The organism is Streptomyces sp. NPDC047049, assembly GCF_040643995.1.
Classification (GTDB): domain Bacteria; phylum Actinomycetota; class Actinomycetes; order Streptomycetales; family Streptomycetaceae; genus Streptomyces; species Streptomyces mooreae.
In genome coordinates this window covers 284,328-310,769 of sequence record NZ_JBEYVM010000003.1, presented here as the reverse complement: position 1 = coordinate 310,769, position 26,442 = coordinate 284,328, and the positions used below count along the sequence as shown (strand labels likewise).

Here is a 26,442-nt window from a genome sequence, read left to right as displayed (position 1 = left end):
TGTTGGCGCCACCGCGGCATGAGGCAATGAATTTGCCCGAACCGATGGACAGTTGCCGGTTTCCCCTCGAAACTCCCCGTCCACCGACGGCCCCACATCTGACCGTGCGACGCCTTGACCCGCCCATGCCAACGCGCCAACACTGACGCCGTCGCTTCGCTCACACCCCACAGGAGACCGCATGCGACCACGTATCCGCGGCGGACGCAGAACCGTCCTCACCGCGCTCCTCTCCCTCGCCCTCGCCGCCCCGGTCGCCGCCGCCCAGGCGCAGGACGCCCCCTCGGCCCGGCCAGCCGCCACATCCATGGCGAGCAGCACCGAACTCCCGCATCAGTACGAGGTGACGGGCCTCGCCACCCCCGCCCAGCGCACCGCCCTCACCGCGACCGGCGCCACCATCGACGAGGTCCACGCCGGGAAGGTCGTCATCACGGCGGACCGCGCACAGGCCCGCGCCGCCCGCCAACTCGGCTACACACTCCGCCAGTTGCCGGACCCGCCGGCCGCCGCCAAGTCCGCGTCGCCCCCTGCCGGCACCCGGGTCAAGGACTTCCCCGCCGGCTACACGAAGTACCACACCTACGACGAGGCCACGAAGGAGATCGACGCCCTCGTCGCCAAGTACCCGGCCATCCTGAGCAAGCAGGTCATCGGCACCTCCCACGAGGGCCGCGCCCTCCTCGCCCTCAAGGTCAGCAAGAACGTCACCAAGGACGAGGCGGAGCCCGAAGTCCTCTTCACCGCCCACCAGCACGCCAGGGAACACCTCACCGTAGAGATGGCCCTCTACCTCCTGAACGAGTTCACCTCGAAGTACGGGGCCGATCCCCGCATCACCAAGATGCTCGACTCCCGCGAGATCTGGATCATCCCGGACCTCAACCCGGACGGCGGCGCCTACGACATCGCCTCCGGCTCGTTCCGCAGCTGGCGCAAGAACCGCCAGCCCAACACCGGTTCCAGCAACGTCGGTACCGACCTCAACCGCAACTGGGACTTCAAGTGGGGCTGCTGCGGCGGCTCTTCCTCCAGCCCCTCCTCCGAGACCTACCGCGGCAAGTCCCCCGCCTCCGCACCCGAGGTCCAGGTCATCTCGAAATTCGTCCACAGCCGGATCGTCGGCGGAAAGCAGCAGATCAAGGCCGCCATCGACTTCCACACCTACAGCGAACTGGTCCTGTGGCCTTTCGGCTTCACCAACGACGACACCGGCCCCGGCATGACCCAGGACGAACACGACACCTTCGCCACCATCGGCAAGAACATGGCCGCCACCAACGGCTACACCCCCGAACAGTCCAGCGACCTGTACATCACCGACGGCTCGATCGACGACTGGCTGTGGGGCGACCAGAAGGTGTTCGCGTACACCTTCGAGATGTACCCGTCGTCCTTCCTGGGCGGCGGCTTCTACCCGAAGGACTCGGTGATCCCGAAGGAGACGTCACGGAACCGGGAGGCGGTCCTCCGGCTGCTGGAGCTCGCCGACTGTCCTTACCGGGCGATCGGCAAGGAAGGGCAGTACTGCAAGGCGAAGTGCCCCCCCCGCCGAGACACGCCAAAGGGCGCCCGGCCCGGTCTCCCACCGGCCCCGGGCGCCCCTCCTTCGTTCCCCTACAAGGCGTCAGAGCAGGTGGTCGGCCTTGCCGGCCTTTATCTCGCGGATGAGCGTGCGGAGAGCTTCACGGGTGTCGGTGACGTAGGCGTCCTCGGCACCCGCTACGGCGATGTAGGCGTTGCCGTCTTCGTCGGTGCCGAAACGGAAGCACGCTGAACCCTCGGCGCAGAACGGCTCTTCCCAGCGGATTTCGGCCATGGTGTGCCCCTCAGAGTTGACGCGCGACCACCTGGATGAAGTCGCGGGAACGTTCGGGGGAGAGGCTAACCCGTTCCATACCGTCCATCTGGGACCGGTATCGGTTCAACTGAGCCTCCAGGTGGACGAACTCCGGCCCATGAGTGCTGTCGACCTGCACGGCATCCAGTTGCGGCACCGCACCTTCCGCGTAGATCACGGTCTGCCCAGCACCTGGAAACTCGCCGGCTTCGAAGGGGATGACGCGCAAGGTCACGTTGTCGCGCTCGGACATGGCGAGGAGGTGCTTCAACTGGGCGAGGACGATCGCCCGGCCCCCGAACTGCATCCGCAGGGCAGCCTCATGGATGATGCCGACGTATCCGCACGGGTCATCTCCATCCAGCACTTGCTGGCGTTCCATCCGGTGGGCAACTCGCAGCGCAATCTCGTGTTCCGGCATGGGAGGAACGCCGACGCGAAAGATCGTGCGGGCGTGATCGCTGGTTTGCAGCAGGCCCGGAATGTGCACCGTGTGTGCCGTACGCATGCGTACGGCGTGCCACTCGAACTCGGCGATGTCCAGCAGTCCGACGGGGAGGCTGCCCCGGTACTTCTCCCACCAGCCCCGGTTTGACTGAGCCATGGCCACCAGGGCATCGATGTATGCCTCATCGCGGCAGTCGCAATTGCACGCCAGAGTGCGAAGCCGCTCCGGGCTGATGGGGCGCAGGCCTGCCTCCATGTTGGACAGCCTGCTCCGGTCGATACCCAGCAGCCCTGCGGCAGCTTCGGCGGACATACCCGCTGCCGTCCGCAGTTTGCGGAGTTCAACACCCAGTCTCTGCTGGCGTTCGGTCGGCGTTGTCCTCTGCGCCATGAAGTTCCTTCCGACTTCGGGGTACTGAGAAGTCTGCCGCCTGGCCAAAGACACGCACTACCAAAGGTCAGAAAACTCCCGACAGGGTGGCAAATTTAACCCCGCCTGCCCTACAGTCAGTAACGCAACGCTCACGCTCCACGCAGTCGGAAGCGCATCGCGCGAGCCTGCCCGCATTTCCTCCTGCCCTGGGAGGGGCGGGCCCGCGCCAGGGAGACAGGCCACCGGCTGATGCACATCAACCACCTGTGTTCACAAGGGAGTTGTTATGCCCACAGCCATGTCCGTCTGCCCGCACCCCCTCGACATCCGCACACCCCGCGTGCCGGAGAACCTGGCCTACGGCCTCACTCTTCCCGCTGCGCTCGCCAGTCCGGCCGTCGCGCGGTCCGCCGCCCGGACGATCCTGGAGGCACACGGACTACATGACGTGACCGACGCCGCGACCCAGGTGATCGGTGAACTCGCCGCCTGTGCATGCCTGTTCACGCCGTCCGACAGCGTCTATCTGTCGCTGCGCTATCGCGATGACGCGCTGCGCATCTGCCTCTACGACGGGCACCCGCGCCATACCCACCGTCGTCTCGCGGCGGCCTGTGACGGCAGGCGGCGGTCTCTGCTCTTGCTGCTGGCCTGTGTGATGCACGCCTGTGACGGTGAGTGGGGGTTCGGGGAGTCGTCCGAGCCCGGCGACGGGACGCGGTTGTGGGCCGTGCTGCCGCGCGAAGGGGCACGGGCGTACGGGTGCGCGGCGTGACGTGCAGGGGGACGCCGAGGATGCCGGGTGCCCCCTGCGCGTAAAGGAGAGGGGATGTCGCGACCCGCGCCTACACCGCCAGGCTCACCAGTGCCGCCACCACGAACCCGGCGACCGAGAGCACGGACTCCAGCACCGTCCAGGACTTGAGCGTGTCGCGTTCCGTGATCCCGAAGTACTTACTGACCATCCAGAACCCGCCGTCATTCACATGCGAAGCGAAGATCGACCCCGCCGAGATCGCCATGATGATCAGCGCCAGATGGGCCTGGGACATGCCCTGGCCCTCGACGAGGGGGACGACGATGCCGGCCGTGGTGACGATGGCGACCGTGGCGGAGCCCTGGGCGACGCGGAGGACCAGGGAAAGGAGGTAGGCGAGGACGATGACGGGGAGGCCGACGTGGTGGAAGGTGTCGGAGAGGGCGGTGGCGACACCGCTGCCCTTGAGGACCGCGCCGAAGATGCCGCCGGCGCCGACGACCAGGATGATGTTGCCGACCGGCTTGAGCGAGGCGGTGGAGACCGTCTCCAGGGACCTGCGGGACCAGCCTCGGCGGATGCCCAGCAGGTAGTACGACATCAGCAGGGCGAGGGTCAGGGCGACGAAGGGGTGGCCGAAGAACTCGATCACCGAGCGGCCGGCCGAGGGGGCCAGGGCGATGGAGGAGAAGGTCGCCAGCAGGATGAGGAGCAGCGGGGTGCCGATGATGGCGAGGACGGTGGCCAGGGGGACCGGTGCCTCGTCGGGCCGGACGCCGGCCGCGGTCTTCTCCGCGGTGACCGCGGCCTTGGCTTCGTCCGCCGCCTCGACCATCTCCTGCGGGACGGGGACGAACAGCCGCTTGCCGATCCAGGCCGCGTAGCCCCAGGCGGCGAGCACTGCCGGGATGCCGCAGAGGATGCCCATGAGGATGATCCAGCCGAGGTCGACCTTGAAGAGGCCGGCGGCGGCGACCGGGCCGGGGTGCGGCGGCAGGAAGGCGTGGGTCATGGACAGGCCCGCGAGGAGCGGCATGCAGTAGAGGAGGATCGACTTGCCGGTGGGGGTCCCCCCTGCACCAAGCTTGTCGGGTGCTTGGGGGCGCTTCGCCGCCGCGTAGACGATCGGCGCGAGGACGAAGATGCCGACGTCGAAGAAGACCGGGATGCCGAAGATCAGGCCGGTCAGGCCCATGGCGAGCGGTTCGCGCTGCTCGCCGAAGAGGCGGAGCAGCCGGGAGCTCAGCGCCTCGGCGCCGCCGGAGACTTCGAGGATCGCGCCGAGCATGGTGCCCAGGCCGATGATGATGGCGACGTGCCCGAGGATGCCGCCCATACCGGTCTCGATCATCGAGACGGCATCGGATTTCTGGACCGTGCCGAAGAGTTCGGTGACGGAGAGCCCGGCGGCCAGGCCCACCGCGATGGAGACCGTGAGCAGCGCGACGAACGGCTGCAGCCGGACCTTGATGATCAGGACGAGGAGCAGGGCGATGCCCAGGGCGGCGACCGTCAGAAGCCCCGCGGTGCCCGGTATCAGGGCGATCAGACCACCGGTGTGGGGTGGTGGCGGGGCGGCGGGCGTGGCGGCGAGGAACATGGGGTGACTCCGTTGTCAGGCAGGGGCGCATCCCGGCCAGTCCGGGACGTCCCCTGGAAGGCATCTCCAGGCAGGGGGGACCGCGGCACGGCGCCCCGCCGGTGCGGGGCGCCGTGCCGTGCGGCGAACGGTGCGCGTGCGGTGGTGCTAACGGCAGGCGGGGCAAGGGTTCTTCGGCCTCAGCTCAGGACGGCGAGGGCGTCGATCTCGATGAGCAGGCCCTTGGGCAGGCCGACGTAGACGGTCGTACGGGCCGCGGGGGCCTCCTTGAGGCCCTGCTCCTCGAAGTAGGCGTTGTAGATCTCGTTCATCTCGGCGAAGTGGTCCACGTCGGTGAGGTAAACGCGGATCATCATCGCGTCGTCCCAGCTCGCGCCGCCCTCTTCGAGGACGGCCCGGACGTTGGCGAGGGTCTGCAGCGTCTGCTCGCGCAGGGTGGGGCCGGCCGGGGTGGGGGCCTGGCCCGCGACGGCGGGGAGGAAGCCGACCTGGCCCGCGACCTGGAGGAAGTTGCCCTTCTTGACGCCGTGGGAGAACTTCGCGGGCGGAGTGGTGTGGGTGGCCGGGGTGAGCGCGGTCTTCTCGGTCATGGTGTTCAGGCTTCCTGTACGGGCCCAGTGGTTACGCACCGGTGGTTACTGGGGAATGGCGGTTCCGGAGTACTCCCGGCTGATGGCGTCGGCGGTGCGGCGTACCAGCGGGAGCAGTGTGAGGAGTTCTTCGGCGGTGACGACGACATTCGGCGCGGAGACCGACATGGCGGCGACCAGGCGTCCGTCCGCACCGCGGATGGGGGCCGCGACGCAGTTGATGGACTCCTCGTGGCCACCGAGGTCGGTGGCCCAGCCCTGTTCGCCGACCTTGGCCAGTTCGGCCAGGAAGGCCGTGGCGTTCGGGGTCGAACGGGACGTGTAGAGGGGGTAGTCGAGCTTTTCCGCGAGGACGCGGCGCTCGGGTCCGGGCAGGTCGGCGAGGAGCAGCTTGGCGACCGCGGCGACGGTGATCGCGACGGGTTTGCCGATCCGGGAGTACATCCGGACCGGATAGCGGCTCTCCACCTTGTCGATGTAGAGGACCTCGTTCTCCTCATGGACCGCGAGGTGGACGGTGTGCCCGCATCTCTCGTTGAGTTCGACGAGGTGGGGGTGGGCGATTTCGCGTACGTCGAGGTTTTCGGCGGCCTGCTGGGCAAGGGCGAAGAGCCGGGCGCCGAGGCGGTAGCGCTGGTCGGACTGGCGGTAGACGAGGCCGTGTTCGTGGAGGGTGCGCAGGAGCCGGAGAGCCGTGGACTTGTGGACGCCGAGCCGGTCGGCGACCTGCCCCAGGTCGGCGGGTCCCTCGGCGAGCAGCGGCAGGATGCTCAGCGCGCGGTCGACGGTCTGGCTCATGTGCGTGCCTCGCTTCGTCCGTCCCTGCCGTCGCCGGGGGTGTGCCTCGCGTCGACGGCGCTCTCGCGTCGCTCGTTCACGGTGTCCGTACCTCCTCGTCGGCCGTGCGGCCGGATGCGTCGGCCCTGCCGCCGGAAGCGTCGGCCCTGCGGCCGGATGCCGCGGCTTCGGTCCAGCCGGGGCCGAGGTGCAGTCTCTCCCAGGCCGCGTCGTCGAGGTCCGCCAGGCGGTCAGCGTGCGCGCGGCCGGGCGGGGTCGCGAGATCGCCGGGGACCGTGAGGGCGGCGGCGGCCCACAGGTGGCCGTGACGGATGCGGGTGCGGACCGGAAGGGCGCGGAGGGTGGCGGAGAGGAATCCGGCGGCGAAGGCGTCTCCGGCACCGGTGGCCGCCACGAGGTCGACGTTCAGGGAGGGGACGAAGGTGGCGGTGCGGGTGACGGCGGCGCGGCGCACGCTGGTCGCGATACCGGTGGGGTCACCGCGGCGCTCGCCCGTCACCATGCCGGTGGCGTCACCGCGGCGCGCGCCCGTTTCAGGGGTGCGCTGGAAGACGGTGGCCCCGCGCTTGCCCTGCTTGACGACCAGGAGGTCCGGTTCCGGCAGTGCCTCGCCGATGGCCCGTGCCCCGTGCAGGCCCCATGCGTCCCGGGCCTCGTCGTCGCCGACGAAGACCAGGTCGGCACCCCGCGCCAGTTCGAGCAGCGCTTGTGCCTGCGACGGCTCACGCCACAGCCCCGGCCGGTAGTTGACGTCGAACGAGAGCAGCGGCCGCCCCGGGCGGCGCGCGGTCAGCTCGCGCATCAGGCCGAAGCAGTCCGCGGACAGCGCCGCCGTGATGCCGGACAGGTGCAGGATCCGGCCGGAGTGCACGGCGTCCCGGTCCAGGTGCGCGGCCGTCATGGCGGAGGCGGCGGAACCGGCGCGGTAGTAGGCGACCTCATGGGTGTCGGTTGCGCGGTCGCCCGCGGTGCGGAAGTAGATGCCGGTGGGGCGCAGCGGGTCGCGTCGGACGTGGGTGACGTCGACGCCGCAGTCGGCGATGGCGGCAAGCAGGTGGTCGCCGAAGCCGTCGGCGCCGACCCGGGAGATCCAGCGTGCGGAGTGGCCGGTGCGGGCGAGGGTGCAGGCGACGTTGGATTCGGCACCGCCGATGGCGCGGTCGAAGGTGGGCACGTCGGCGAGCCGGCCGGGCAGCCGCGGCAGGAAGGTGACCATGGACTCGCCGAGACAGACGACGTCGACGTCCGGGGCGGGTGCGCCGTCCCGGGCGGGGATGCCGCCGGCGTTCGAGGACGTGGTCACGACCGGTTCCGCTCCTTCGCTGTGGTGCCTGTCCGGACCGGGTGGCGCGCGGGGTGCGGGCGGGGTTCCGCCCCCGTGCGGCGCGGTGTGCGGCGCGGGATTCCGGCCCTGTGCGGCGCGGTGTGCGGGCCGTTTCCCGCCGCTTCCCACCCCACTTCCCGCCCCGCTTCCCACCGTTGACCGGGCGATGGCCCGGATGTTAGACAGCGGTCAGCGATATGCGCAATGAGTGTTGCAGACAGTGCAACGAGGACTTGTGAGGAGGCCTCATGGCCGGTGAACGGCTCGCGCAGGGACTCAAGGGACTCGCGGACGAGCGGGTCGATCACCGCTTCAAGTCGCTGCCTCCGGACGCCGAGGGCCGGACCGTCGGCGAGCTGGCCGCCGAGCGCCGCAACCTCTTCCGCGACGGGTTCACCACCCCTGTCCTCGCCCTTTCCGCCGAGTCGGTCGCCCACAACCTGGCCCTGATGGAGGCCTACGCCGTCCGGCACGGCCTGGCCTTCGCGCCGCACGGCAAGACCTGCATGGCACCGCAGCTCTTCGCCCGCCAGCTGGAACACGGCGCCTGGGGCATCACCGCCGCCGTCCCCCACCAGGTCCGCGTGTACCGCCACTACGGCATCCAGCGGATCTTCCTGGCCAATGAGCTCGTGGACGCGGCCGCGCTGCGCTGGCTCGCCGGTGAGCTCGCCGCCGACCCCGGCTTCCGCTTCGTCTGCTACGTCGACTCGCTGCGCGGCATCGAGCTGATGGACACCGCGCTGCGCGAGGCCGGCGCCACCCGCCCCGTGGACGTGGTCGTCGAACTCGGCGCCGGCGAGGGCGCGCGTACCGGCGTGCGGACCGGGACCGAATGCCTCGAACTCGCCGACGCCATCGCGGGCGTGGACACCCTCCGCCTGGTCGGCGTCGCCGGCTACGAGGGCGAGGTGCCCGACGCCACCCCCGAGCGGGTGACCGCCTGGCTGCGCCGGCTGGTCGCCCTGGCCGTGGAGTTCGACCGGGCGGGCCGCTTCGCCGACCTCGACCGGATCGTCATCAGCGCCGGGGGCAGCGCCTGGTTCGATGCGGTGGCCGAGGTCTTCGCCGGGATCCCCGAACTGACCGCCCCGCCTCTCAAGCTGCTGCGCTCGGGCGCGTACGTCTCGCACGACGACGGTCACTACCGCGAGGTGACCCCCTTCAACCGCGCCCCGGAGGAGGGCGCCCTGCAGCCCGCCTTCCGCCTCTGGGCGCAGGTCGTCTCCCGCCCCACGCCCGAGCAGGCGTTCCTCAACGCGGGCAAGCGCGATGCGGCGTACGACCTGCATCTGCCGCAGGCCCAGGCCGTACGGTCCGGCCGGGACGGCACCCTGCGGCCGGCGGACGGCGTCACCGTCACCGGCCTGTCCGACCAGCACGCCTGGGTCCGCACCGAGCGGCCCGGCGACCTGGAGGTCGGCGACTGGGTCGGGCTGGGCCTGTCGCACCCCTGCACGTCCTTCGACAAGTGGCAGCTGATCCCGCTGGTCGAGCAGGACGGCACGGTCACCGATTTCATCCGCACCTTCTTCTAGGGGCCTTCAGAAGCCCTTAGGGGCTATCAGCTACCGGGAGCCCTCAGGGGCATCAGCAGCCTTCAGGGGCTGTCAGGAACCGAGGCACCCCGCAGGCGCCAGGACCGGGACCCCGTCCAGGCCATGAGAAAGGCGGTCCCCCATGGACACCGTGCTCCGCGACGTCCGCGTCCTCGACGGGACCGGCGGTCCGTCCTACCGCGCCGATGTGGCCCTCTCCGGCGGCCGGATCGCCGCGATCCACCGCGCGTCGGACGGCGGCCCGCGCCCGGGCGCCGTCCGCGTGGTGGACGGCCACGGCCTCGCCCTCTCCCCCGGCTTCATCGACATGCATGCGCACAGCGACCTCGCGCTGCTGCGTGACCCGGCGCACGAGGCGAAGGCCGCCCAGGGCGTCACCCTCGAAGTCATCGGCCAGGACGGCCTGTCGTACGCGCCGGTCGACGAGCGGACCCTCGCCGAGGTCCGCACCCAGATCACCGGCTGGAACGGCGGAGGCCCCGGCGACACCTCCGTCGACTTCACCTGGCGCACCGTCGGCGGCTACCTCGACCGCCTCGACCACGGCTTCGACGGCCGCGGTATCGCCGTCAACGCCGCCTACCTCATCCCGCAGGGCACCGTCCGGATGCTCGCCCTCGGCTGGGACGACCGGCCCGCCACCGCCGACGAGCTGACGCGGATGAAGCAGTTGGTCGCCGAGGGGCTGGAGCAGGGCGCGGTGGGGCTGTCCTCCGGTCTGACCTACACCCCCGGCATGTACGCCTCCGACGCGGAACTCACGGAACTGTGCCGGGTGGTGGCCCGCTACGACGGCTACTACTGCCCGCACCACCGCTCCTACGGGGCCGGCGCCCTCCAGGCGTACGAGGAGATGATGGCGCTCACCCGCGAGGCCGGCTGCGCGCTGCATCTGGCGCACGCCACCATGAACTTCGGCGTCAACGAGGGCCGCGCGCCCGAGCTGCTGGCGCTCCTGGACAGGGCACTGGACGCGGGCGCGGACATCACCCTGGACACCTACCCCTACACCCCCGGCTGCACGACCCTCGCCGCGATGCTGCCCAGCTGGGCGAGCGAGGGCGGTCCCGAGGCGATCCTCACCCGCCTCCGCGACGAGGCGACGGCCGAGCGTATCCGCCAGGTCATGGAGGTGGACGGGGCGGACGGCTGCCACGGGGTGCCCATCGAATGGGACACCATCGAGATCTCCGGGGTCGCGGACCCGGCGCTGTCCGGCTACGTCGGGAAGACCGTCGCCCGCAGCGCGGCGGAGCGCGGCGAGGAGCCGTGGGTGACCGCCCGGCGGCTGCTGACCGACGACCGCCTGGGCTCGACGATCCTGCAGCACATCGGCCATGAGGAGAACGTCCGCCAGATCATGCGCCACCGGGTGCACACCGGCGGCAGCGACGGCATCCTGCAGGGCCTCAAGCCGCATCCGCGCGCCTACGGGACCTTCCCCCAGTACCTCGGCAGGTACGTCCGCGAGCTGGGTGTGCTGTCCCTGGAGGAGTGCGTCGCCCATCTGACCGGCCGTCCGGCCGCCCGCCTGCGGCTCCCCGACCGCGGCCTCGTCCGCGAGGGCTACCGCGCCGACCTCGTCCTCTTCGACCCCGGAACGGTCGCCGCCGGCGCCACCTTCGACGCCCCGCGCACCCTGCCCACCGGCATCCCGCATGTGCTCATCGACGGCCGCTTCGTGGTCGAGGACGGCCGGCGGACGGATGTCCTGGCGGGACGGACGGTACGGCGCACGGCGGCGGGGCGGGGATAGGACCGGGGCCGGGGCCGGGGCCGGGGCTGGGGCCGGGGCTGGAACCAGGGCTGGGGCCGGGGTCAGGACTTGGACCAAGACGCCGTCGGCTCATGGCCGTTCGTGATTACACGGCCGCTACGGCTTCACCCGGCAGCGGCGTCCCCGACTTGTTGCCCACCACGTTCACGTCCTCGACGAACAACTGGAACAGCAACTGGCTCGGGCCGGCTTCCCTGCCCTTCTTGCTTTTGGCTCCCTGGGCGACAGCCATACTGAACGGCTCGTTCTCTTCCGCCTTCACACCGATATAGCCGGGCAGCGCGCCTTCGTTCGCATTGGCGTTCTGATAGTCGCCGCCATGCGCCGTGCGGATCAGTTCGCTGTTGTAGGAGGGGCCGAGGGCCATGTGCTGCGGGTGGAAGAGCAGTTCGTGCGCACCGGGCTTCAGCGTGAACTTCAGCATGACCTGATAGGCCTCGCCCCCCATGTTGTGGTACGCGTCGGCCTGGGCCCGGTCGCCGAGGTGGGCACCGATGGTCATGCCTTTGTGGTGGGTCTTGAATTCCTTGGCCGAGCCCTCGCCGTCCGCCACATATTGCAGGGCGGCAGCCCTTGCAGGACTGCCCCAGTACTCCACGATGCTCATCGCCTCGTCGAGGCTCATGGACCGGTACAGCTCCAGCTTCCCGGCCGTCGCCGGCTTGCTCTGCAGCTGACGCAGAAGGTCCGGGCCGACGGTCTTGATGATTTCTTCCATCGTGCGCACCTTCCCCGCCTTGGCCTTCTTGTTCTTCTTGGCCGCGTTGATGAGGCTCACTTTGGCGGTGGCCATCTCTTTGGTGGCCTTGCCGTCGGCGCCCACGACCCCTGCTTGACGTTCCCAGTGCTCGGTTGTCATGACGTTCTGGGGGTTTGCCGGGTTGTCGTGGTCGTAGGCGCGCTGCACGGCGGAAAGGGCGACGGGCGCGTGGGCGGACGCCAGGTCGCGTGGCAGGTGCTGAGCGTCCTGGGGGCGGGCAGCCATGGCCCGGGCGGCGTTCGCCTCGGCTTCGCGCTCGAAGCGGTCGGACGGGTCGGAGACCTTCAGCCCGCTGCCGTTGTCGGCGCCGGCTACGGGGCCCTGGCGCTGCTGGATGACGTGGGTGAGTTCGTGGGCCAGGGTGTGCCGGTCCCCACCGCCGTCTCCGATGACGACGTGATGGCCGCTGGTGTAGGCGCGGGCACCGACTTCGGCGGCCGAGGCCTTGGCGGCGGCGTCACTGTGGAGACGGACGTCGGAGAAGTCCGCGCCCAGACGCGCTTCCATGTCGGCACGGGTGGTGTCATCCAGCGGCCGGCCGGGCGTGCGCAGCACGTCATGGACGGCGGAGCGCTGCACCGCGGACTGCGGCGCCGGCCCCGGCCCGGTGTGCTGATGGCCGCATCCGGCGCCGTGCTGGTGCCGCTCCTGGGCCCCGGGACGGCCGGCCTGACGGAGCATCTGGACGACCGCGGCGTTGCCCGCACCGGCCTGCAGCCCGAGCAGGCCACGCTGCTGTGCGGGCAGGGCGGATGCGGGCTTGTGTGCCGGGGTACGGCCGCTGCCCGCCTCGGTGTGTCCGGCCTGCTCGTGATGGTGCACGGGTGCCCCTCTTCCGGCGCGAGTTCGTCAACCCTTTCTGGATACATGCCCGGTAATCACCGGGGCAAGATACGAAAGGGCAGCATGTACTGACCGGAAGGGTGCCGTCCGCCAACGCGAACTGCCCTCCCACCGCCAACGGGCAGTGGAAGGGCCGGCGGCCGGCGAACCGAGCGGTCCGACGGATCAGGCTCCGGGATCAGACCGCCGCAGCCGGGTAAGTCGGGTACTCCACCCCGGAGACGTGCTGGACGACGCGGATGACCTGGCAGGAGTAGCCGAACTCGTTGTCGTACCAGAGGTAGAGGATCGCGTTGTCGCCGTCGACCTTGGTGGCGCCGGCGTCGACGATCGAGGCGTGGCGCGAGCCCATGAAGTCGCTCGACACCGCGTCGGGCGCCGTGGTGAAGTCGATCTGGCGCTTGAGCGACGAGGTCAGTGACACGTCGCGGAGGTAGTCAAGGACCTCTTCGCGGCTGGTCTCACGGCCGAGCCGCAGGCTGAGGATCGCGATCGAGACGTCCGGCACCGGGACCCGGATCGAGCTGCCGGTGATCGGGGCCGTGAGCTCGGGCAGCGCCTTGGCAACGGCCGAGGCGGCACCGGTCTCGGTGATCACCATGTTGAGCGGCGCCGAGCGGCCGCGACGGTCGGCCTTGTGGTAATTGTCCAGCAGGTTCTGGTCGTTGGTGAACGAGTGGACGGTCTCCACGTGGCCGCGCAGCACGCCGTACTCGTCCGCCATCGCCTTCAGCGGCGGGACGATCGCGTTGGTGGTGCAGGACGCGCAGGACAGGATCTGCTCGTCCGGCTTGATCGTGTCGTGGTTGACGCCGTGCACGATGTTGGGGACGTCGCCCTTGCCCGGCGCGGTCAGGACGACCTTGTCGATGCCGGGGCGCAGGTGCTTCGACAGGCCCTCGCGGTCGCGCCACTTGCCGGTGTTGTCGATGAGGATGGCGCTCTTGATGCCGTACGCCGTGTAGTCGACCTCCGAGGGGTCGTTGGCGTAGATCACCTTGATCTCGTTGCCGTTGGCGATGATCGTGCTGTTCGCCTCGTCAACGGTGATCGTGCCCTGGAACTGCCCGTGGATGGAGTCACGGCGCAGCAGCGAGGCACGCTTGACGATGTCCTGCTCGCCGCCCTGGCGGACGACGATGGCGCGCAGCCGCAGGCCGTTGCCGGAACCGGTCTTCTCGATCAGCAGGCGGGCGACGAGGCGGCCGATGCGGCCGAAGCCGTAGAGGACGACATCGCGCGGCTCGCGGCGCTCGATCTTGTCGGCACCGGTGGCGCCGGCGACGGCCTCGGCGGTGAACTCCGCCACCGACAGACCGCGGTCGTCGGTGCGGTACGCCTCGGCGAGCAGGGCGATGTCGATCTGGGACGGGCCGAGGTCGAGCGAGGTGAGTGCCTGCAGGAACGGCATCGTCTCGGTGACCGAGAGTTCCACACCGGCGATCTGCCGGGCGAACCGGTGGGTCTTGAGGATGCTGACCACCGACTTGTTCACCAAGGAGCGGCTGTGCAGCAGGACCGTCACGTCCTGCTCGCGGTGCAGCTTCCCGATGATCGGGATCATCGACTCCGCGATCTCCTCGCGGTTTTTCCAGTTGGTGAACGAGTCGTCATTGACAGCAGTCACAGGCTTATCTTTCGAGCTAGGCGGTGCTCATATGCTACCGCCCCGCTCTTTTCATCATTCAAACGGTGTCGCCCCAGCGGGAGGCCGCGACCCGCCCGCGCCGCCATACCCGCCCTCACCAGGAACGACAGGAGGGCGGGCCAAGATTCACGGGCCGCGGCCCAGAGGGTGCCTCCCCCTAGCGGGCACTGCCGATGCCGCGGTCGGCGTCGGAGCCCTGGAGCATGAGGGTGGTCTCCTCGATGCGGCCGAACCGGCCGTCGGGCGTGAGGTCGGCGAACACGTAGACCTCCATGCGTACGGTCGAGCCGTCCTTCTTCGTGATGTGGGCGGTGTGCCGGTCGGCGTACTTGCTGCCGCTGTACAGCTCCTCGTGAACCTCGACATGGCCGCCGGCGACGAGGGAGCGCACGTGGGTGATGTGCTCAAGGAACTCGGTGCGGTCGGCCCACTGCCCGTCCGTGCGCTGGCGGTACTCCGGGGCGAAGTGGCGGTCGGCGGCCTCCTGCAGGGTGATCTCGCTGTTGAAGAGCAGGTCGTTCATGGCGGCCTCAATACCGGTGCGGGTCATGGGAGTTCCCTTTCAAGGAGGCGAGTTGCGTGCGCCACGCACGCACTTCCTGAACAGTAGCACCAAATGCGTGCGTCGCGCACGCTATTCTTGTGAGCGTGGAGAACATGGAGAACGAAGTAGGGCATGAGATCGCCGATGCGCTGGGCCTCCTGCTCAGGCGCACCACGCGCGCACAGCTGCACAAGCAGCTCACCGAGGGCATGGGCGAGGCCGTGGACGAACTGACCTACCCGGTACTCAGCGCGCTGGCCCGGACCGGCCCCCGCAGCGCCGCCGACCTGGCGCCCGACGCCGGAGTCGACCGCTCCGGCGTCACCCGCCGCGCCTCCCGCCTGGAGGCCGCCGGCCTCATCCGCCGCGAGGCGGACCCCACCGACCGGCGCGCGCACCTGCTCGTCCTCACCGAACAGGGCCACTCGGCAGTGACCGAGCTGCGCAGGCGCCTGGCCGCCCACATCATGACGAGCCTGTCCTCATGGGCACCCGGCGAGGCCGAGACGTTCGCCCGCCACCTGCGCCGCTTCACGGCCGACGGCCCGTTCGCCTGAGGGAGGGCGGGCGCTCGGGCCGGCCGCCCGTCGGCCCCGTCCGACCGACCGCCCGCCCGACCGACCGGCCATCCGACCGACCACCCCACCGCCCACAGAGCGTCACCTTGCGTGACGCACCCCACACCATCCGCTGACCAACGTGGGGAAGAACACCGGGCGGCCGTCGTTACGCAGCCGTAAGGTGGCGGACATGCAGGTGATCCAGTCAACGAAGCTCGCCAACGTCTGCTACGAAATCCGTGGCCCGGTGCTCGAGGAGGCCATGCGGCTGGAGGCGGCGGGTCACCGCATCCTCAAGCTCAACACCGGCAACCCGGCGGCGTTCGGCTTCGAGTGCCCGCCCGAGATCCTGGAGGACATCCTCCGCTCGGTCGGTACGGCACACGGCTACGGCGACGCGAAGGGCCTGCTCTCCGCCCGCCGCGCGGTGATGCAGCACTACCAGACCAAGGGCATCGAGCTCTCCGTCGACGACATCTACCTCGGCAACGGCGTCTCCGAACTCATCCAGATGTCGATGCAGGCACTGCTGGACGACGGTGACGAGGTGCTGGTCCCGGCCCCGGACTACCCGCTGTGGACGGCGTCCGTATCCCTCTCCGGCGGCACCGCCGTGCACTACCGCTGCGACGAGCAGGCCGACTGGATGCCGGACCTCGCCGACATCGAGCGCAAGGTCACCGACCGCACCAAGGCCATCGTCGTCATCAACCCCAACAACCCCACGGGTGCGGTGTACGACGACGAGCTGCTGCGGGGCATCGCGGAGATCGCCCGGCGGCACAACCTGATCGTCTGCGCCGACGAGATCTACGACAAGATCCTCTACGACGGCGTCACCCACACCCCCTTCGCCTCGCTCGCCCCCGACCTGCTGACCCTGACCTTCAACGGGCTGTCGAAGTCGTACCGGGTGGCGGGCTACCGCAGCGGCTGGATGGCGGTCTGCGGCCCGAAGGCGCACGCCGCCTCGTACATCGAGGGCCTGACGATCCTCGCCAATATGCGGCTGTGCGCCAATATGCCGGCCCAGCACGCGGTCGCCACGGCCCTCGGCGGCCGTCAGTCGATCAACGAACTGGTACTGCCCGGCGGCCGGCTGCTGGAGCAGCGCGATACGGCGCACGAGCTGCTGACGCAGATCCCCGGCGTCAGCTGCGTCAAGCCGAAGGGCGCGCTGTACGCCTTCCCGCGACTGGACCCCAAGGTCTACAAGGTCAAGGACGACCGGCAGATGGTCCTCGACCTGCTGCGCGCCGAGAAGATCATGATCGTGCACGGCACCGGCTTCAACTGGCCGGAGCCGGACCACTTCCGGCTGGTCACCCTGCCCAGCAAGGACGATCTGACGGATGCGGTCACCCGGATCGGCTCCTTCCTCGACGGTTACGGACAGTGCTGAGGCGGAGCGACTTCTCCACAGATCGATACGGATCACAACTTTAGACATCGTCTAAGCTAGGATGGCCTCCTAGACGCTTTCAGGAGGCCGTCCCATGTACGAACCGATCCGCACCAAGTCGGTCCACACCATGGCCGCCGCCCCGGAGGTCCCGCACCGCTCCCGCGAGGAGGAGCTGGACATCCGGCTCGCCGGACAGCTGACCGCGCTGCTCACCGTCACCGACGAACTGCACGCGCTGGCGACCCGGGAGGACGGCGGCGCGGCCCACGGGGCCACGCCGGACGGCGATGCGCTCGCCGCCGCCGCCGAGCGCATCGCCGACCAGGTCGCGCGGCTGAGCGGCGGCCACTACCCCCTGCGCGCCGAACCCTCCGACGGCGTCAGCCCGTCCCACGCCGAGGCCCTGCGGCAGCGCGCCCACACCCTCGCCGGGAACGCCCTGGCGGTCGCCACCTCCCGCGGTGACGCCGCGGCGATGGCCCTGGCCGCGGAGCGGATGGAGGCACACGCCGCACCGCGCCACGACCGGGATCTCGCCACGGCCTGAGGCCCGGGGCCGGCCCGCACGCCTGCGACGAGGGCGGGCCGGTATCACTCCACCGGCCCAACGCGGCGGCCCGGCTTCCGCGCTGCGGACGGTGAACGAGCCGGGGCCCCGCACGCGAGGTGCGGGGCCCCGGCCGGGCGTCGTGCGACGGCTAGCCGAGCCGCTGGACCAGTGCGCGGTACTCGTCCCACAGCTCCTTCGGCGTGTGGTCACCGAAGGTGTTGAGGTGCTCGGGGATCAGCGCCGCCTCCTCGCGCCACACGTCCTTGTCGACGGTGAGCAGGAAGTCGAGGTCGGCGTCGTCGAGGTCCAGGCCGTCGGTGTCCAGCGCGTCCTTCGTGGGCAGCACCCCGATGGGGGTCTCGACGCCCTCGGCCTTGCCGTCCAGGCGCTCGACGATCCACTTGAGCACCCGGCCGTTCTCGCCGAAGCCGGGCCAGACGAAGCGGCCCTTGTCGTCCTTGCGGAACCAGTTCACGTAGTAGATCTTCGGCAGCTTGGACTGGCGTCCTTCCCGCGCGGCGTCGGCACCGACCTTGACCCAGTGCCCCATGTAGTCGCCCATGTTGTAACCGCAGAACGGCAGCATGGCGAACGGGTCGCGGCGCAGCTCGCCGACCTTGCCCTCGGCCGCCGCGGTCTTCTCGCTGGCGACGTTGGCGCCGAGGAAGACGCCGTGCTGCCAGGTCAGCGACTCGGTCACCAGCGGTACGGCGCTGGCGCGGCGGCCGCCGAAGAGGATCGCCGAGATCGGCACGCCCTTGGGGTCTTCCCACTCGGGCGCGATGATCGGGCACTGGCCGGCCGGGACGGTGAAACGGGCGTTGGGATGGGCCGCCGGGGTCTCGGACTCCGGGGTCCAGTCGTTGCCCTTCCAGTCGGTCAGGTGGGCGGGCTTCTCCTCCGTCATGCCCTCCCACCAGACGTCGCCGTCGTCGGTGAGCGCGACGTTGGTGAAGACGGAATTGCCCCACATCGTCTTCATGGCGTTGGCATTGGTGTGCTCGCCGGTGCCGGGCGCGACACCGAAGAATCCGGCCTCGGGGTTGATGGCGTAGAGGCGGCCGTCCTCGCCGAAGCGCATCCAGGCGATGTCGTCGCCGATGGTCTCGACCGTCCAGCCGGAGATCGTGGGCTCCAGCATCGCGAGGTTGGTCTTGCCGCAGGCCGACGGGAAGGCCGCCGCGACGTACTTGGACTCGCCCTGCGGCGGGGTGAGTTTGAGGATCAGCATGTGCTCGGCGAGCCAGCCCTCGTCACGTGCCATGACAGAGGCGATCCGCAGCGCGTAACACTTCTTGCCGAGCAGGGCGTTGCCGCCGTAGCCGGAGCCGTAGGACCAGATCTCGCGGTCCTCGGGGAAGTGCGAGATGTACTTGGTGGAGTTGCACGGCCACGGGACGTCGGCCTCGCCCTCGGCCAGCGGGGCGCCGAGGGTGTGCACGGCCTTGACGAAGAAGCCGTCCTCGCCGAGTTCGTCGAGCACCGGCTGCCCCATGCGCGTCATGGTGCGCATCGAGACCGCGACGTAGGCGGAGTCGGTGATCTCCACACCGATGGCGGAGAGCGGCGAGCCGAGCGGGCCCATGCAGAACGGGACGACGTACATCGTCCGGCCCTTCATCGACCCGCGGAAGATGCCCTGCTCACCGGCGAAGATCTCCCGCATCTCGGCGGGGTCCTTCCAGTGGTTGGTCGGGCCGGCGTCCGCCTCCTTCTCGGAGCAGATGAAGGTGCGGTCCTCGACGCGCGCCACGTCCGAGGGGTCGGAGGCGGCGTAGTACGAGTTGGGGCGCTTGACGGGGTCGAGCTTCTTGAACGTGCCCTTGTCGACGAGCTCCTCGCACAGACGCTCGTACTCCGCCTCCGAGCCGTCACACCAGACGACCCGGTCGGGCTGGGTGAGCGCTGCGATCTCGTCGACCCAGGAGATGAGGTCCTGGTGACGGGTCGGATGGGCAGAGGGAGCCGCGTTGTCGCGCGCCACGATCGCTCCTAGATGAGGGTGTGGACGGATTTATGCCCGTTTTGCAGGGAAATCCGCTTCTTTTGTTTGCCTGCCCCTTGGGGGCTGCGACCCGGATGCTTCGTGACCGCTCATCCGGTGCCGACCGCACTCATTTGATCATCCGACCCGGAGGGAGTTCTGTCCAGAGGGCGCTTTGGTGACCGTCACCACTCCGCCACGAATCGGTAACTTACGGTCGCGTAGGTAGCATTGCGCCATGACTTCCGCGCCCGACGCCGCCGAGAGCCAGTCCCCCTCCGCGCCGCCCGCGATCGCGGCGGTCGCCGCCGCGGCCGCGCCCCTGAAACCCAAACTGCGCGGCTGGCTGCACGCCGGAATGTTCCCCGCCGTCCTCCTCTCCGGGGTCATACTGACCGCCCTCGCCGACAGCCCCCGCGGCCGCCTGGCCTGCGCCATCTACACCATGACCGCCTGCCTGCTCTTCGGGGTCAGCGCCCTTTACCACCGGGGCAATTGGGGACCGCGGGCCGACGGCGTACTGCGCCGGCTCGACCACGCCAATATCTTCCTGATCATCGCGGGCACCTATACGCCCCTGACGATGCTGCTCATGCCCGGATCCCGCGGGCAGGCGCTGCTCTGGGCGGTCTGGGCGGCCGCACTGGCCGGGATCGTCTTCCGGGTCTTCTGGGTCGGCGCTCCACGCTGGCTCTACACCCCCTGCTACATCGCCATGGGCTGGGCCGCCGTCTTCTTCCTGCCCGACTTCCTGCGGACCGGCGGCGTCGCCGTGCTGGTACTGGTCATCGTCGGCGGGCTGCTCTACAGCGTCGGCGGCGTGATCTACGGGCTCAAGCGCCCCAACCCCTCACCGCGGTGGTTCGGCTTCCACGAGGTCTTCCACTCCTTCACCCTGGCCGCGTTCGTCGTGCACTACGTCGGCATCTCCCTGGTGGCCTATTCGCACGCCTGAGGCGGCGGCACCCCGCGATCCAGGGCGGCCGCCCCACCCCCTGCCGTTCCCGAGCGTAATTCTCCATATCCACAGCGTGACATGCCCCACTGACACCGGGCTTTCCCGGTCGCTCAGCCGTTGCTCGGCCTTGCCCAGTGCTTGCCCGATGATTGCCCTGCGATTGCCCAAAGCTTGCTCGGTGATTGCCCGGTGATCCCCCGGCGCTCGCTCGGCGACTGCTCCGCTCGGGAGCGCGGCCGTGGCCTCCGGGCGGCCCGATGCCCGACAATGCTGCGCATGGCCGTACGCACCTCTGCCACCACGCCGACCGGGACACCGCAGCCCGGGCGGCGGGAGCGGAAGAAGATCCAGACCCGGCAGGCGATCCGGCGGGCCGCCTACCGGCTCTTCGAGGAACAGGGGTACGACGCGACCCCCGTCGACCAGATCGCCGCGGCCGCTGACGTCTCCCCGAGCACGGTCTTCCGCTACTTCCCCGCCAAGGAAGACATCGTGCTCACGGACGAGTACGACGCCGTACTGGCGAACGGGATCCGGGCCCGTCCCGCGGACGAGCCGGTGATCGAGTCGGTGCGGCAGGTCAGCACCGAGGCACTGCGCGCGATGGCCGCCGAGCAGCGTGGCGAACTCGTCCAGCGCCTCCGGCTGATCCGTGAGGTGCCCGCCGTCCGGGGCCGTACGGCGGAGCACACCGCACGGGACGCCGCGATGCTCACCGCCGTGCTGGCGGAGCGCTCCGGCCGCCCGGCCGACGACCTGGAGCTGCGGGTGATCAGCGACGTGATCCTGGCCGCGCTCCAGGAGGCGCTGCTGCACTGGGGGGAGAGCAGCCGGACCACCGATCCCGAGGCATCCGTCCACCGTGCCCTGGACGTACTGGAGCGGGGGCTCACGCTCTGAGGGCCGCGGCCCCTGGCGGCGGCGCGGCGTCCAGCCGGAAGATCGGGCCGCTGTCCGCTCCGGCGCGGACCGTGGCGCCCGGCCCGGCCTTCCCCTGCTCCCCCGGTCCGGCCGGCCTCCCCGGCCCGGCCTGCTTCCCCCGCTCTCCCGGATTCCCCGGCTCCGGCGGCCCGGCCACCGGTTCGCCCAGGCGTGCCGCGAGTCGTGCCCGTAGTTGCGACAGCCGCTCGATACGGGCATCCAGGTCGGCGAGCCGGCGCCGGGCCACCGCCTCGACATCCGAACAGCGGCCGGAACCCAGGACCCGGGGAAGCAGATCCGGTACGTCGTCGGCCGGCATCGTGTGCAGCAGGTGCGCGAACGCCCGCACATCGCCCACCGTCAGCCCCGCGTCCCGCAGCGCGCGCACCACCCTCAGCCGGCGGATGTCCTCCGCGTCGTACACCCGGTGGCCTGACGGGGTCCTCCGGGCCGTCACCAGCCCCTGCTGCTCGTAGTAGCGCAGCGCCCGCGGTGTCATACCGGCGGCCACCGCCGCGTCCCCGATACGCATCTCCCCTCCCTCTCCGGCGCGTTCAGCCCTCCGGCGCGTTCAGCCCTCCGGCGCGTCCATGCCCCCTCCGCCCGGCCCGTCAGCCTCCGGTGCGTTCTCCCCCTCTCCGGCGTGGTCAGTCCCTCCGCGCCGGGTCCGGCCTGCCGTCCTCGTGCCGGGGACCCGCGGCGTTCAGTACGCGCTCGATCTCCGCCGCCCCGTACAGCAGGTCTTCGTCCGCGCCGAATCCGCCGACGAGCTGGAGCCCGAGCGGCAGCCCGCCTGCGGCGCGGCCGGCGGGCACGCTGACGGACGGCAGCCCGGCGTTGCTCCAGGGCAGGCACATGATCGAGCTGCCCGTGGTGGTGAGGCCGGCCGGCGCGGGGCCGGTGGCCGACGGGGCGATCCACAGCTCGACGCCCGCCGCGGCGCGGTCCGCCGCGAGCCGGGCGCGGAAGGACTGACGCCGTTCGCGGGCGGCTTCGTAGGCGGCGTCCCCGATGGCGTGTCCCTGCCGGATGGCCGAGGTGGTCTCCGGCCGGTAGCGGTCGCCGAAGCGCGCGAACCAGTCGGCGTGAGCCCGGGCGACCTCGTAGCGGTTCATCGTGAACAGCTGGTCCACGATCTGCTCGAAGTCGTCCATCACCGGCACCTCGCGGACGACGTACCCGGCCGCCCGCAGCAGCTCGCGCTGCTCCGCGAAGGCCCGCAGCGCCTCGCCGTCGGCGCGCTCCAGGTAGGGGCCGGCCGGCACGCCCAGTACCGGGAGCTCGGTGCGGCCCGCACCGTCCCGCGCCCGCCAGCCGTCGACCAGCACCGACGCCGCCAGCGCGACACCGGCCACCTCCGTGGCGTAGCAGCCGAGGGTGTCGAAACTCGCGGCGTTGGGGATCACCCCGTCGACCGGTATGCGCCCGTAGCTCGGCTTGAAGCCGACCACTCCGCAGTAGGCGGCGGGCCGGATCATCGAGCCGACGGTCTGTGTCCCGATGGCCAGCGGCACCATCCCGGCGGCGACCGCGGCCGCGGAGCCGCTGCTCGAACCGCCGGGCGTATGCGCCGGGTGGTGCGGATTGCGGGTCGGCCCCGGGGCGGTCACCGCGAACTCCGCGGTGACCGTCTTGCCCGCGATCAGCGCACCGGCGGCGCACAGCCGGCCGACGACCGTGGCCTGCGGGCCGGCGAGCACCTCGGGCGGCAGTTCCGAGCCCGCGCGGGTGGGCAGCCCGTCGGCGTGCACGATGTCCTTGATGCCTACGGGCACGCCGTACAGGGCAGGCCGGCCATCGGCGGCGCGGGGAGCGGCCGCCGCCCTCCGGCGTGCCGCTTCCAGGAGCCGCGTACGCCGCCCGGCCTCGGGCACAAAGGCCCGCACCTGCGGATCGACGGCGTCGATCCGGTCACACGAACGGTTCGCCGCGTCGACGGGGTCGTCCGTGCCGTCCCGGAGCGCCGCGGCCTCCTGGACGAGGGATCGCTGCCCGAGCAAGGTGGTCACGCGGGCAGGCTACAACCGGGCACCGACAGCGGCGGGGCAATCGCCCCGCCGCACGATGACGCGGGGCCGCGGCCTCACAACTCCACGATCACCGCGCCCAGATGGCGCCCCTCGGTCAGTTCGCGCAGTGCGCGCGGCGCCTGCTCGATGCCCCGCAGCCGGGCGTGCGGGAAGGTGAGGGTGCCGTCGCGCAGCCCCTCGCCGAACCGCTGGTTCCACTCCGGGATCAGGTCCAGGTGGTCGTACAGGGCGACACCGCGCAGGGTGATGCCGCGGGAGAGCAGCGAGAGGGGGTCGATCTCGAGGGTGGCGGGCGTGCCCTTCCCGCCGAGCTGGCTGGAGAGCGCCCCGACGATGGCGATCCGGGCGCCCCGGTTGGCGAGGGCGAGGGCGGCCTGCAGCTGTTCGCCGCCGACGTTGTCGAAGACCGCGTCGATGCCTTCCGGGGCGGCCGCGCGCAGTTGGTCCGCGATCGGGCCCGCACCGCGGATCACCACCGCGTCATAGCCGAATTCCTTGATCAGCCGGTCCGCCTTCTCGGGCGATCCCGTACTGCCGATGATCCGGGCGGCGCCGCGCAGCCGGGCGATCTGGCCCGCCAGGGTCCCCACCCCGCCCGCCGCCCCGGTGACGAAGACGGTGTCGCCGGGGCGTACTTCGGCGCCGTGCACCACGCCCATCCAGGCGGTGGGCCCCTGAGAGAGGAAGGCAGCCGGATCGGGCAGCAGACCGGGGTCGAGCCCGTGCACCCGGTCGGCGTCCACCACGGCGTATTCCCGCCAGCCGAGCTGGTGTTCCACCAGGTCACCGGGCTCGAAGCCGGTACCCGGGGCGGCGACCACCTCGCCGACGACGGACCCGTACAGCGGTTCACCGACCTGGTAGGAGGGCATCGGCACCACGCTGGTCTCGTCCATCAGCGTGCGCATCACGGCGGCGACACCCATCACGGTGTTGCGGACCAGCACCTGGCCGGGCCCGGGTTCCGGAACCGGCACCTCCACGATCTCGAAGAGATCATCGGTGACGGCCCCCTCCGGGCGGGCGGCCAGGCGGACTTCACGGTGTGTTCGGGGAGTCATGCCCCGAGGCTAGAACCTGACGCGCGCGTCAAGGTCAAACCGGTCGCTGGTCCTAGGACTTCCGGGCCGCTACCCTCCGAGCCGTTCCGCCAGCTCCCGCGGATCCGTCGTCGGCCGCTCGCAGGTGAAGCGGCGGCAGACGTAGGCGGCCGGTTTGCCGTCGACCAGGGGGCGGTCCTGGAGGAGCGGCACCTCGTCCACCCCGGGTTCGCCCAGCGCGACGGCCGCCCCCGGGGCGGTGCCGAGCAGGGCGGCGCGGTGCAGCGCGACGGTGGCCGGATCGCCCTGCGGGCCGACGACGGCGACCTCGCGCGGACCGTCCAGCGCGGCCTCGGCGACGGCCAGCCCCCATCCGATGAAGCGCGGGGCCCGGCCGCCGAGCGCGGTGACGATGCCCAGGGCCCGCTCCGCGGCGTTCCGGTGGAGGTCGCTGCCGGTCAGTGCGGCATACGACAGCAGGGCACCGGCCGCCGCGGTCCACCCGGAGGGCGTCGCATTGTCGGTCGGGTCCTGGGGACGGCGGATCAGGGCCTCGGCGTCGGCCGCGGTGTCGTAGAGCGCACCGTCCTCGGTGGTGAACTGGAGCAGCACGGTGTCCAGGAAGAAGCCCGCGAACTCCACCCAGACGCCTTCCCCGGTGACGGAGGCCAGGGTGAGGAAGCCTTCCGCGACATCGGCGTAGTCCTCCAGGACACCGGAGTTGGCGCCGGGCGTGCCGTCGCGGGAGGTGCGGTGCAGCCGGCCCTGCCAGTCCATGTGGACGCGTACCAGCAGGTCGGCGGCGTCGGTTGCGGCCTGGATCAGGTCCGGCCGGTCGAAGTAGGCGCCGGTCTCGGCGAGCGCGGCGATGGCCAGCCCGTTCCAGGAGGCGACGACCTTGTCGTCCCGGCCGGGGCGCGGCCGCTCCTCACGCGCCGCGAGCAGCCGCTGTTTGACCGAGGCCACCCGGTCGGCGTCCACCGGTGCTCCGGCATCCGGGAGCTGGAGGACCGAGGCACCTTCCTCGAAGGTGCCTTCCTCGGTGACGCCGAAGTGGGTGGCCGCGAACTCCGCGTCCTCCTCGCCCAGTACGGCGCGCAGCTGCTCGGGCGTCCAGACGTAGTAGGCGCCCTCGACATGCCTGCCGGTGCCCGAGCCGTCGTCGCTGTCCGCGTCCAGCGCGGAGGCGAAACCGCCCTGGTCGGTGCGGAGTTCCCGGACCATGAAGTCGGCGGTCCCGACCGCGATACGGCGCGCCACGTCCGAGCCGGTGGACCGCCACAGATGGGCGTAGGTCCGGCACAGCAGGGCGTTGTCGTAGAGCATCTTCTCGAAGTGCGGCACGGTCCAGGTGGCGTCCACCGCATAGCGCGCGAAACCGCCGCCGAGCTGGTCATAGATGCCGCCGCGGGCCATCGCCGCACAGGTCGCCTGCACCATTTCCAGGGCTCCTTCGGAGCCGGTGCGCGCGTGGTGGCGGAGCAGGAACTCCAGCACCATGGACGGCGGGAACTTGGGCGCGCCGCCGAACCCGCCGTTCACCGCGTCGAATTCCCGGGTCAGCCCCATCAGGGCACCGTGCAGCTCCTCGGGTCGCGGGGGCCGCCGGTCAGCGGGCAGCGACTCCGTCAGCGACCGCCCGGCCAGGTCGGCGACGATCCGGCCGGCGACCTCGCCGACCTCGTCCCGCCGGTCGGTCCAGGCGCTGCGCACCCCCTCCAGGATCTGCCCGAAGGACGGCATGCCGTGGCGCGGCTCGGGCGGGAAGTACGTACCGAAGTAGAAGGGCTCGGCGTCCGGCGTGAGGAAAACGGTCATGGGCCAGCCGCCCTGGCCGGTGGCGGCCTGCACGGCCTCCATGTAGACGGCATCGACGTCGGGGCGCTCCTCGCGGTCCACCTTGACGGCCACGAAGTGCTCGTTGAGCAGGGCCGCGGTGGCCGGGTCCTCGAAACTTTCGTGCGCCATCACGTGGCACCAGTGGCACGAGCTGTAGCCGACGCTGAGCAGGACCGGCACGCCGCGTCGCCGTGCTTCCTCGAACGCGTCGGCCGACCACGGCCACCAGTCGACCGGGTTGTCGGCGTGCTGGAGCAGATAGGGGGAAGTCTCTTGAGCCAGGCGGTTCGGCATG

22 protein-coding genes and 1 pseudogene are annotated in these 26,442 nt (G+C 70.7%); 9 read left to right on the top strand and 14 right to left on the bottom strand.

Features of this window, described 5'->3' with window-relative positions:
• Nucleotides 1-181: 181 nt before the first annotated feature.
• Nucleotides 182-1,531, top strand: a pseudogene (locus ABZ851_RS09320) (M14 family metallopeptidase); the annotation flags it as partial.
• 96 nt (nucleotides 1,532-1,627) lie between these two features.
• Here ABZ851_RS09320 and ABZ851_RS09315 read toward each other — a convergent pair.
• Nucleotides 1,628-1,819, bottom strand: a complete 192-nt coding sequence (locus ABZ851_RS09315; RefSeq protein WP_361124319.1) for a hypothetical protein — start codon at nucleotides 1,817-1,819, stop codon at nucleotides 1,628-1,630.
• Between the two features lie 10 nt (nucleotides 1,820-1,829).
• On the bottom strand, nucleotides 1,830-2,678 hold the full coding sequence (locus tag ABZ851_RS09310; protein ID WP_361124317.1) for a DUF5753 domain-containing protein: 849 nt from the start codon (nucleotides 2,676-2,678) through the stop codon (nucleotides 1,830-1,832).
• A 268-nt stretch (nucleotides 2,679-2,946) separates the two neighbouring features.
• On the opposite strand from ABZ851_RS09310, the gene ABZ851_RS09305 reads away from it, so the two are divergent.
• Nucleotides 2,947-3,435 (top strand): ATP-binding protein, encoded by a 489-nt coding sequence (locus ABZ851_RS09305; protein WP_361124315.1) that lies wholly within the window; start codon nucleotides 2,947-2,949, stop codon nucleotides 3,433-3,435.
• Nucleotides 3,436-3,505: 70 nt separating this feature from the next.
• On the opposite strand, the gene ABZ851_RS09300 is transcribed toward ABZ851_RS09305, so the two are convergent.
• The 4 genes from ABZ851_RS09300 to ABZ851_RS09285 all read right to left on the bottom strand — a co-directional run bounded on the left by ABZ851_RS09300 (nucleotide 3,506) and on the right by ABZ851_RS09285 (nucleotide 7,621).
• Nucleotides 3,506-5,017, bottom strand: coding sequence for a gluconate:H+ symporter (locus ABZ851_RS09300; protein WP_361124313.1), 1,512 nt, complete (start codon nucleotides 5,015-5,017; stop codon nucleotides 3,506-3,508).
• A 179-nt stretch (nucleotides 5,018-5,196) separates the two neighbouring features.
• Nucleotides 5,197-5,607 carry a RidA family protein gene (locus tag ABZ851_RS09295; RefSeq protein WP_361124311.1) on the bottom strand — a complete coding sequence of 137 codons (411 nt, stop codon included), beginning with the start codon at nucleotides 5,605-5,607 and terminating at the stop codon, nucleotides 5,197-5,199.
• Between the two features lie 45 nt (nucleotides 5,608-5,652).
• The gene (locus tag ABZ851_RS09290) at nucleotides 5,653-6,405 is read right to left on the bottom strand and encodes an IclR family transcriptional regulator (RefSeq protein WP_361124309.1); all 753 of its coding nucleotides are present in this window, start codon (nucleotides 6,403-6,405) and stop codon (nucleotides 5,653-5,655) included.
• Between the two features lie 76 nt (nucleotides 6,406-6,481).
• The gene (locus ABZ851_RS09285; protein ID WP_361124922.1) at nucleotides 6,482-7,621 is read right to left on the bottom strand and encodes a sugar kinase; all 1,140 of its coding nucleotides are present in this window, start codon (nucleotides 7,619-7,621) and stop codon (nucleotides 6,482-6,484) included.
• A 356-nt stretch (nucleotides 7,622-7,977) separates the two neighbouring features.
• On the opposite strand from ABZ851_RS09285, the gene ABZ851_RS09280 reads away from it, so the two are divergent.
• Together ABZ851_RS09280 and ABZ851_RS09275 are read left to right on the top strand one after the other, a co-directional pair.
• A complete protein-coding gene (locus ABZ851_RS09280; protein ID WP_361124307.1) occupies nucleotides 7,978-9,267 on the top strand; it encodes an amino acid deaminase in 1,290 nt (429 codons plus the stop codon).
• 142 nt (nucleotides 9,268-9,409) lie between these two features.
• On the top strand, nucleotides 9,410-11,044 hold the full coding sequence (locus ABZ851_RS09275) for a D-aminoacylase (protein ID WP_361124305.1): 1,635 nt from the start codon (nucleotides 9,410-9,412) through the stop codon (nucleotides 11,042-11,044).
• Nucleotides 11,045-11,150: 106 nt separating this feature from the next.
• Here the strand turns inward: ABZ851_RS09275 and ABZ851_RS09270 are convergent, their stop codons facing one another.
• The 3 genes from ABZ851_RS09270 to ABZ851_RS09260 form a co-directional block, all read right to left on the bottom strand.
• A complete protein-coding gene (locus ABZ851_RS09270) occupies nucleotides 11,151-12,506 on the bottom strand; it encodes a DUF4157 domain-containing protein (RefSeq protein ID WP_361124920.1) in 1,356 nt (451 codons plus the stop codon).
• Between the two features lie 340 nt (nucleotides 12,507-12,846).
• Complete coding sequence (locus tag ABZ851_RS09265) at nucleotides 12,847-14,295, bottom strand: glyceraldehyde-3-phosphate dehydrogenase (protein WP_361124303.1); 1,449 nt, start codon at nucleotides 14,293-14,295, stop codon at nucleotides 12,847-12,849.
• A 178-nt stretch (nucleotides 14,296-14,473) separates the two neighbouring features.
• Entirely contained in the window at nucleotides 14,474-14,866 is a 393-nt protein-coding gene (locus tag ABZ851_RS09260) for a nuclear transport factor 2 family protein (protein ID WP_361124300.1), read from the bottom strand.
• A gap of 107 nt (nucleotides 14,867-14,973) precedes the next feature.
• Here ABZ851_RS09260 and ABZ851_RS09255 point away from each other — a divergent pair, with 107 nt between their 5' ends.
• From ABZ851_RS09255 to ABZ851_RS09245, 3 genes are all read left to right on the top strand, one after another.
• Nucleotides 14,974-15,417, top strand: coding sequence for a MarR family transcriptional regulator (locus ABZ851_RS09255; protein WP_361124918.1), 444 nt, complete (start codon nucleotides 14,974-14,976; stop codon nucleotides 15,415-15,417).
• 193 nt (nucleotides 15,418-15,610) lie between these two features.
• A complete protein-coding gene (locus ABZ851_RS09250) occupies nucleotides 15,611-16,822 on the top strand; it encodes a pyridoxal phosphate-dependent aminotransferase (protein WP_328384868.1) in 1,212 nt (403 codons plus the stop codon).
• A 94-nt stretch (nucleotides 16,823-16,916) separates the two neighbouring features.
• Nucleotides 16,917-17,372 (top strand): hypothetical protein, encoded by a 456-nt coding sequence (locus ABZ851_RS09245; RefSeq protein WP_361124297.1) that lies wholly within the window; start codon nucleotides 16,917-16,919, stop codon nucleotides 17,370-17,372.
• Nucleotides 17,373-17,523: 151 nt separating this feature from the next.
• Here ABZ851_RS09245 and ABZ851_RS09240 read toward each other — a convergent pair whose 3' ends face one another.
• Nucleotides 17,524-19,359, bottom strand: a complete 1,836-nt coding sequence (locus ABZ851_RS09240; RefSeq protein WP_361124295.1) for a phosphoenolpyruvate carboxykinase (GTP) — start codon at nucleotides 19,357-19,359, stop codon at nucleotides 17,524-17,526.
• A 238-nt stretch (nucleotides 19,360-19,597) separates the two neighbouring features.
• Between ABZ851_RS09240 and ABZ851_RS09235 the strand changes: the two genes are divergently transcribed.
• Both ABZ851_RS09235 and ABZ851_RS09230 read left to right on the top strand, forming a co-directional pair.
• On the top strand, nucleotides 19,598-20,314 hold the full coding sequence (locus ABZ851_RS09235; RefSeq protein ID WP_361124293.1) for a hemolysin III family protein: 717 nt from the start codon (nucleotides 19,598-19,600) through the stop codon (nucleotides 20,312-20,314).
• 270 nt (nucleotides 20,315-20,584) lie between these two features.
• Nucleotides 20,585-21,217, top strand: coding sequence for a TetR family transcriptional regulator (locus ABZ851_RS09230; protein ID WP_361124291.1), 633 nt, complete (start codon nucleotides 20,585-20,587; stop codon nucleotides 21,215-21,217).
• Here the strand turns inward: ABZ851_RS09230 and ABZ851_RS09225 are convergent.
• The 4 genes from ABZ851_RS09225 to ABZ851_RS09210 all read right to left on the bottom strand — a co-directional run bounded on the left by ABZ851_RS09225 (nucleotide 21,207) and on the right by ABZ851_RS09210 (nucleotide 26,441).
• On the bottom strand, nucleotides 21,207-21,770 hold the full coding sequence (locus ABZ851_RS09225) for a MerR family transcriptional regulator (RefSeq protein WP_361124289.1): 564 nt from the start codon (nucleotides 21,768-21,770) through the stop codon (nucleotides 21,207-21,209). The two genes, ABZ851_RS09230 and ABZ851_RS09225, sit on opposite strands and share 11 nt — an antisense overlap.
• A 115-nt stretch (nucleotides 21,771-21,885) precedes the next feature.
• A complete protein-coding gene (locus ABZ851_RS09220; protein WP_361124287.1) occupies nucleotides 21,886-23,247 on the bottom strand; it encodes an amidase in 1,362 nt (453 codons plus the stop codon).
• Nucleotides 23,248-23,321: 74 nt separating this feature from the next.
• Nucleotides 23,322-24,329, bottom strand: a complete 1,008-nt coding sequence (locus ABZ851_RS09215) for an NADP-dependent oxidoreductase (RefSeq protein WP_361124285.1) — start codon at nucleotides 24,327-24,329, stop codon at nucleotides 23,322-23,324.
• 69 nt (nucleotides 24,330-24,398) lie between these two features.
• Nucleotides 24,399-26,441 carry a thioredoxin domain-containing protein gene (locus ABZ851_RS09210; RefSeq protein ID WP_361124283.1) on the bottom strand — a complete coding sequence of 681 codons (2,043 nt, stop codon included), beginning with the start codon at nucleotides 26,439-26,441 and terminating at the stop codon, nucleotides 24,399-24,401.
• Nucleotide 26,442: the final 1 nt, after the last annotated feature.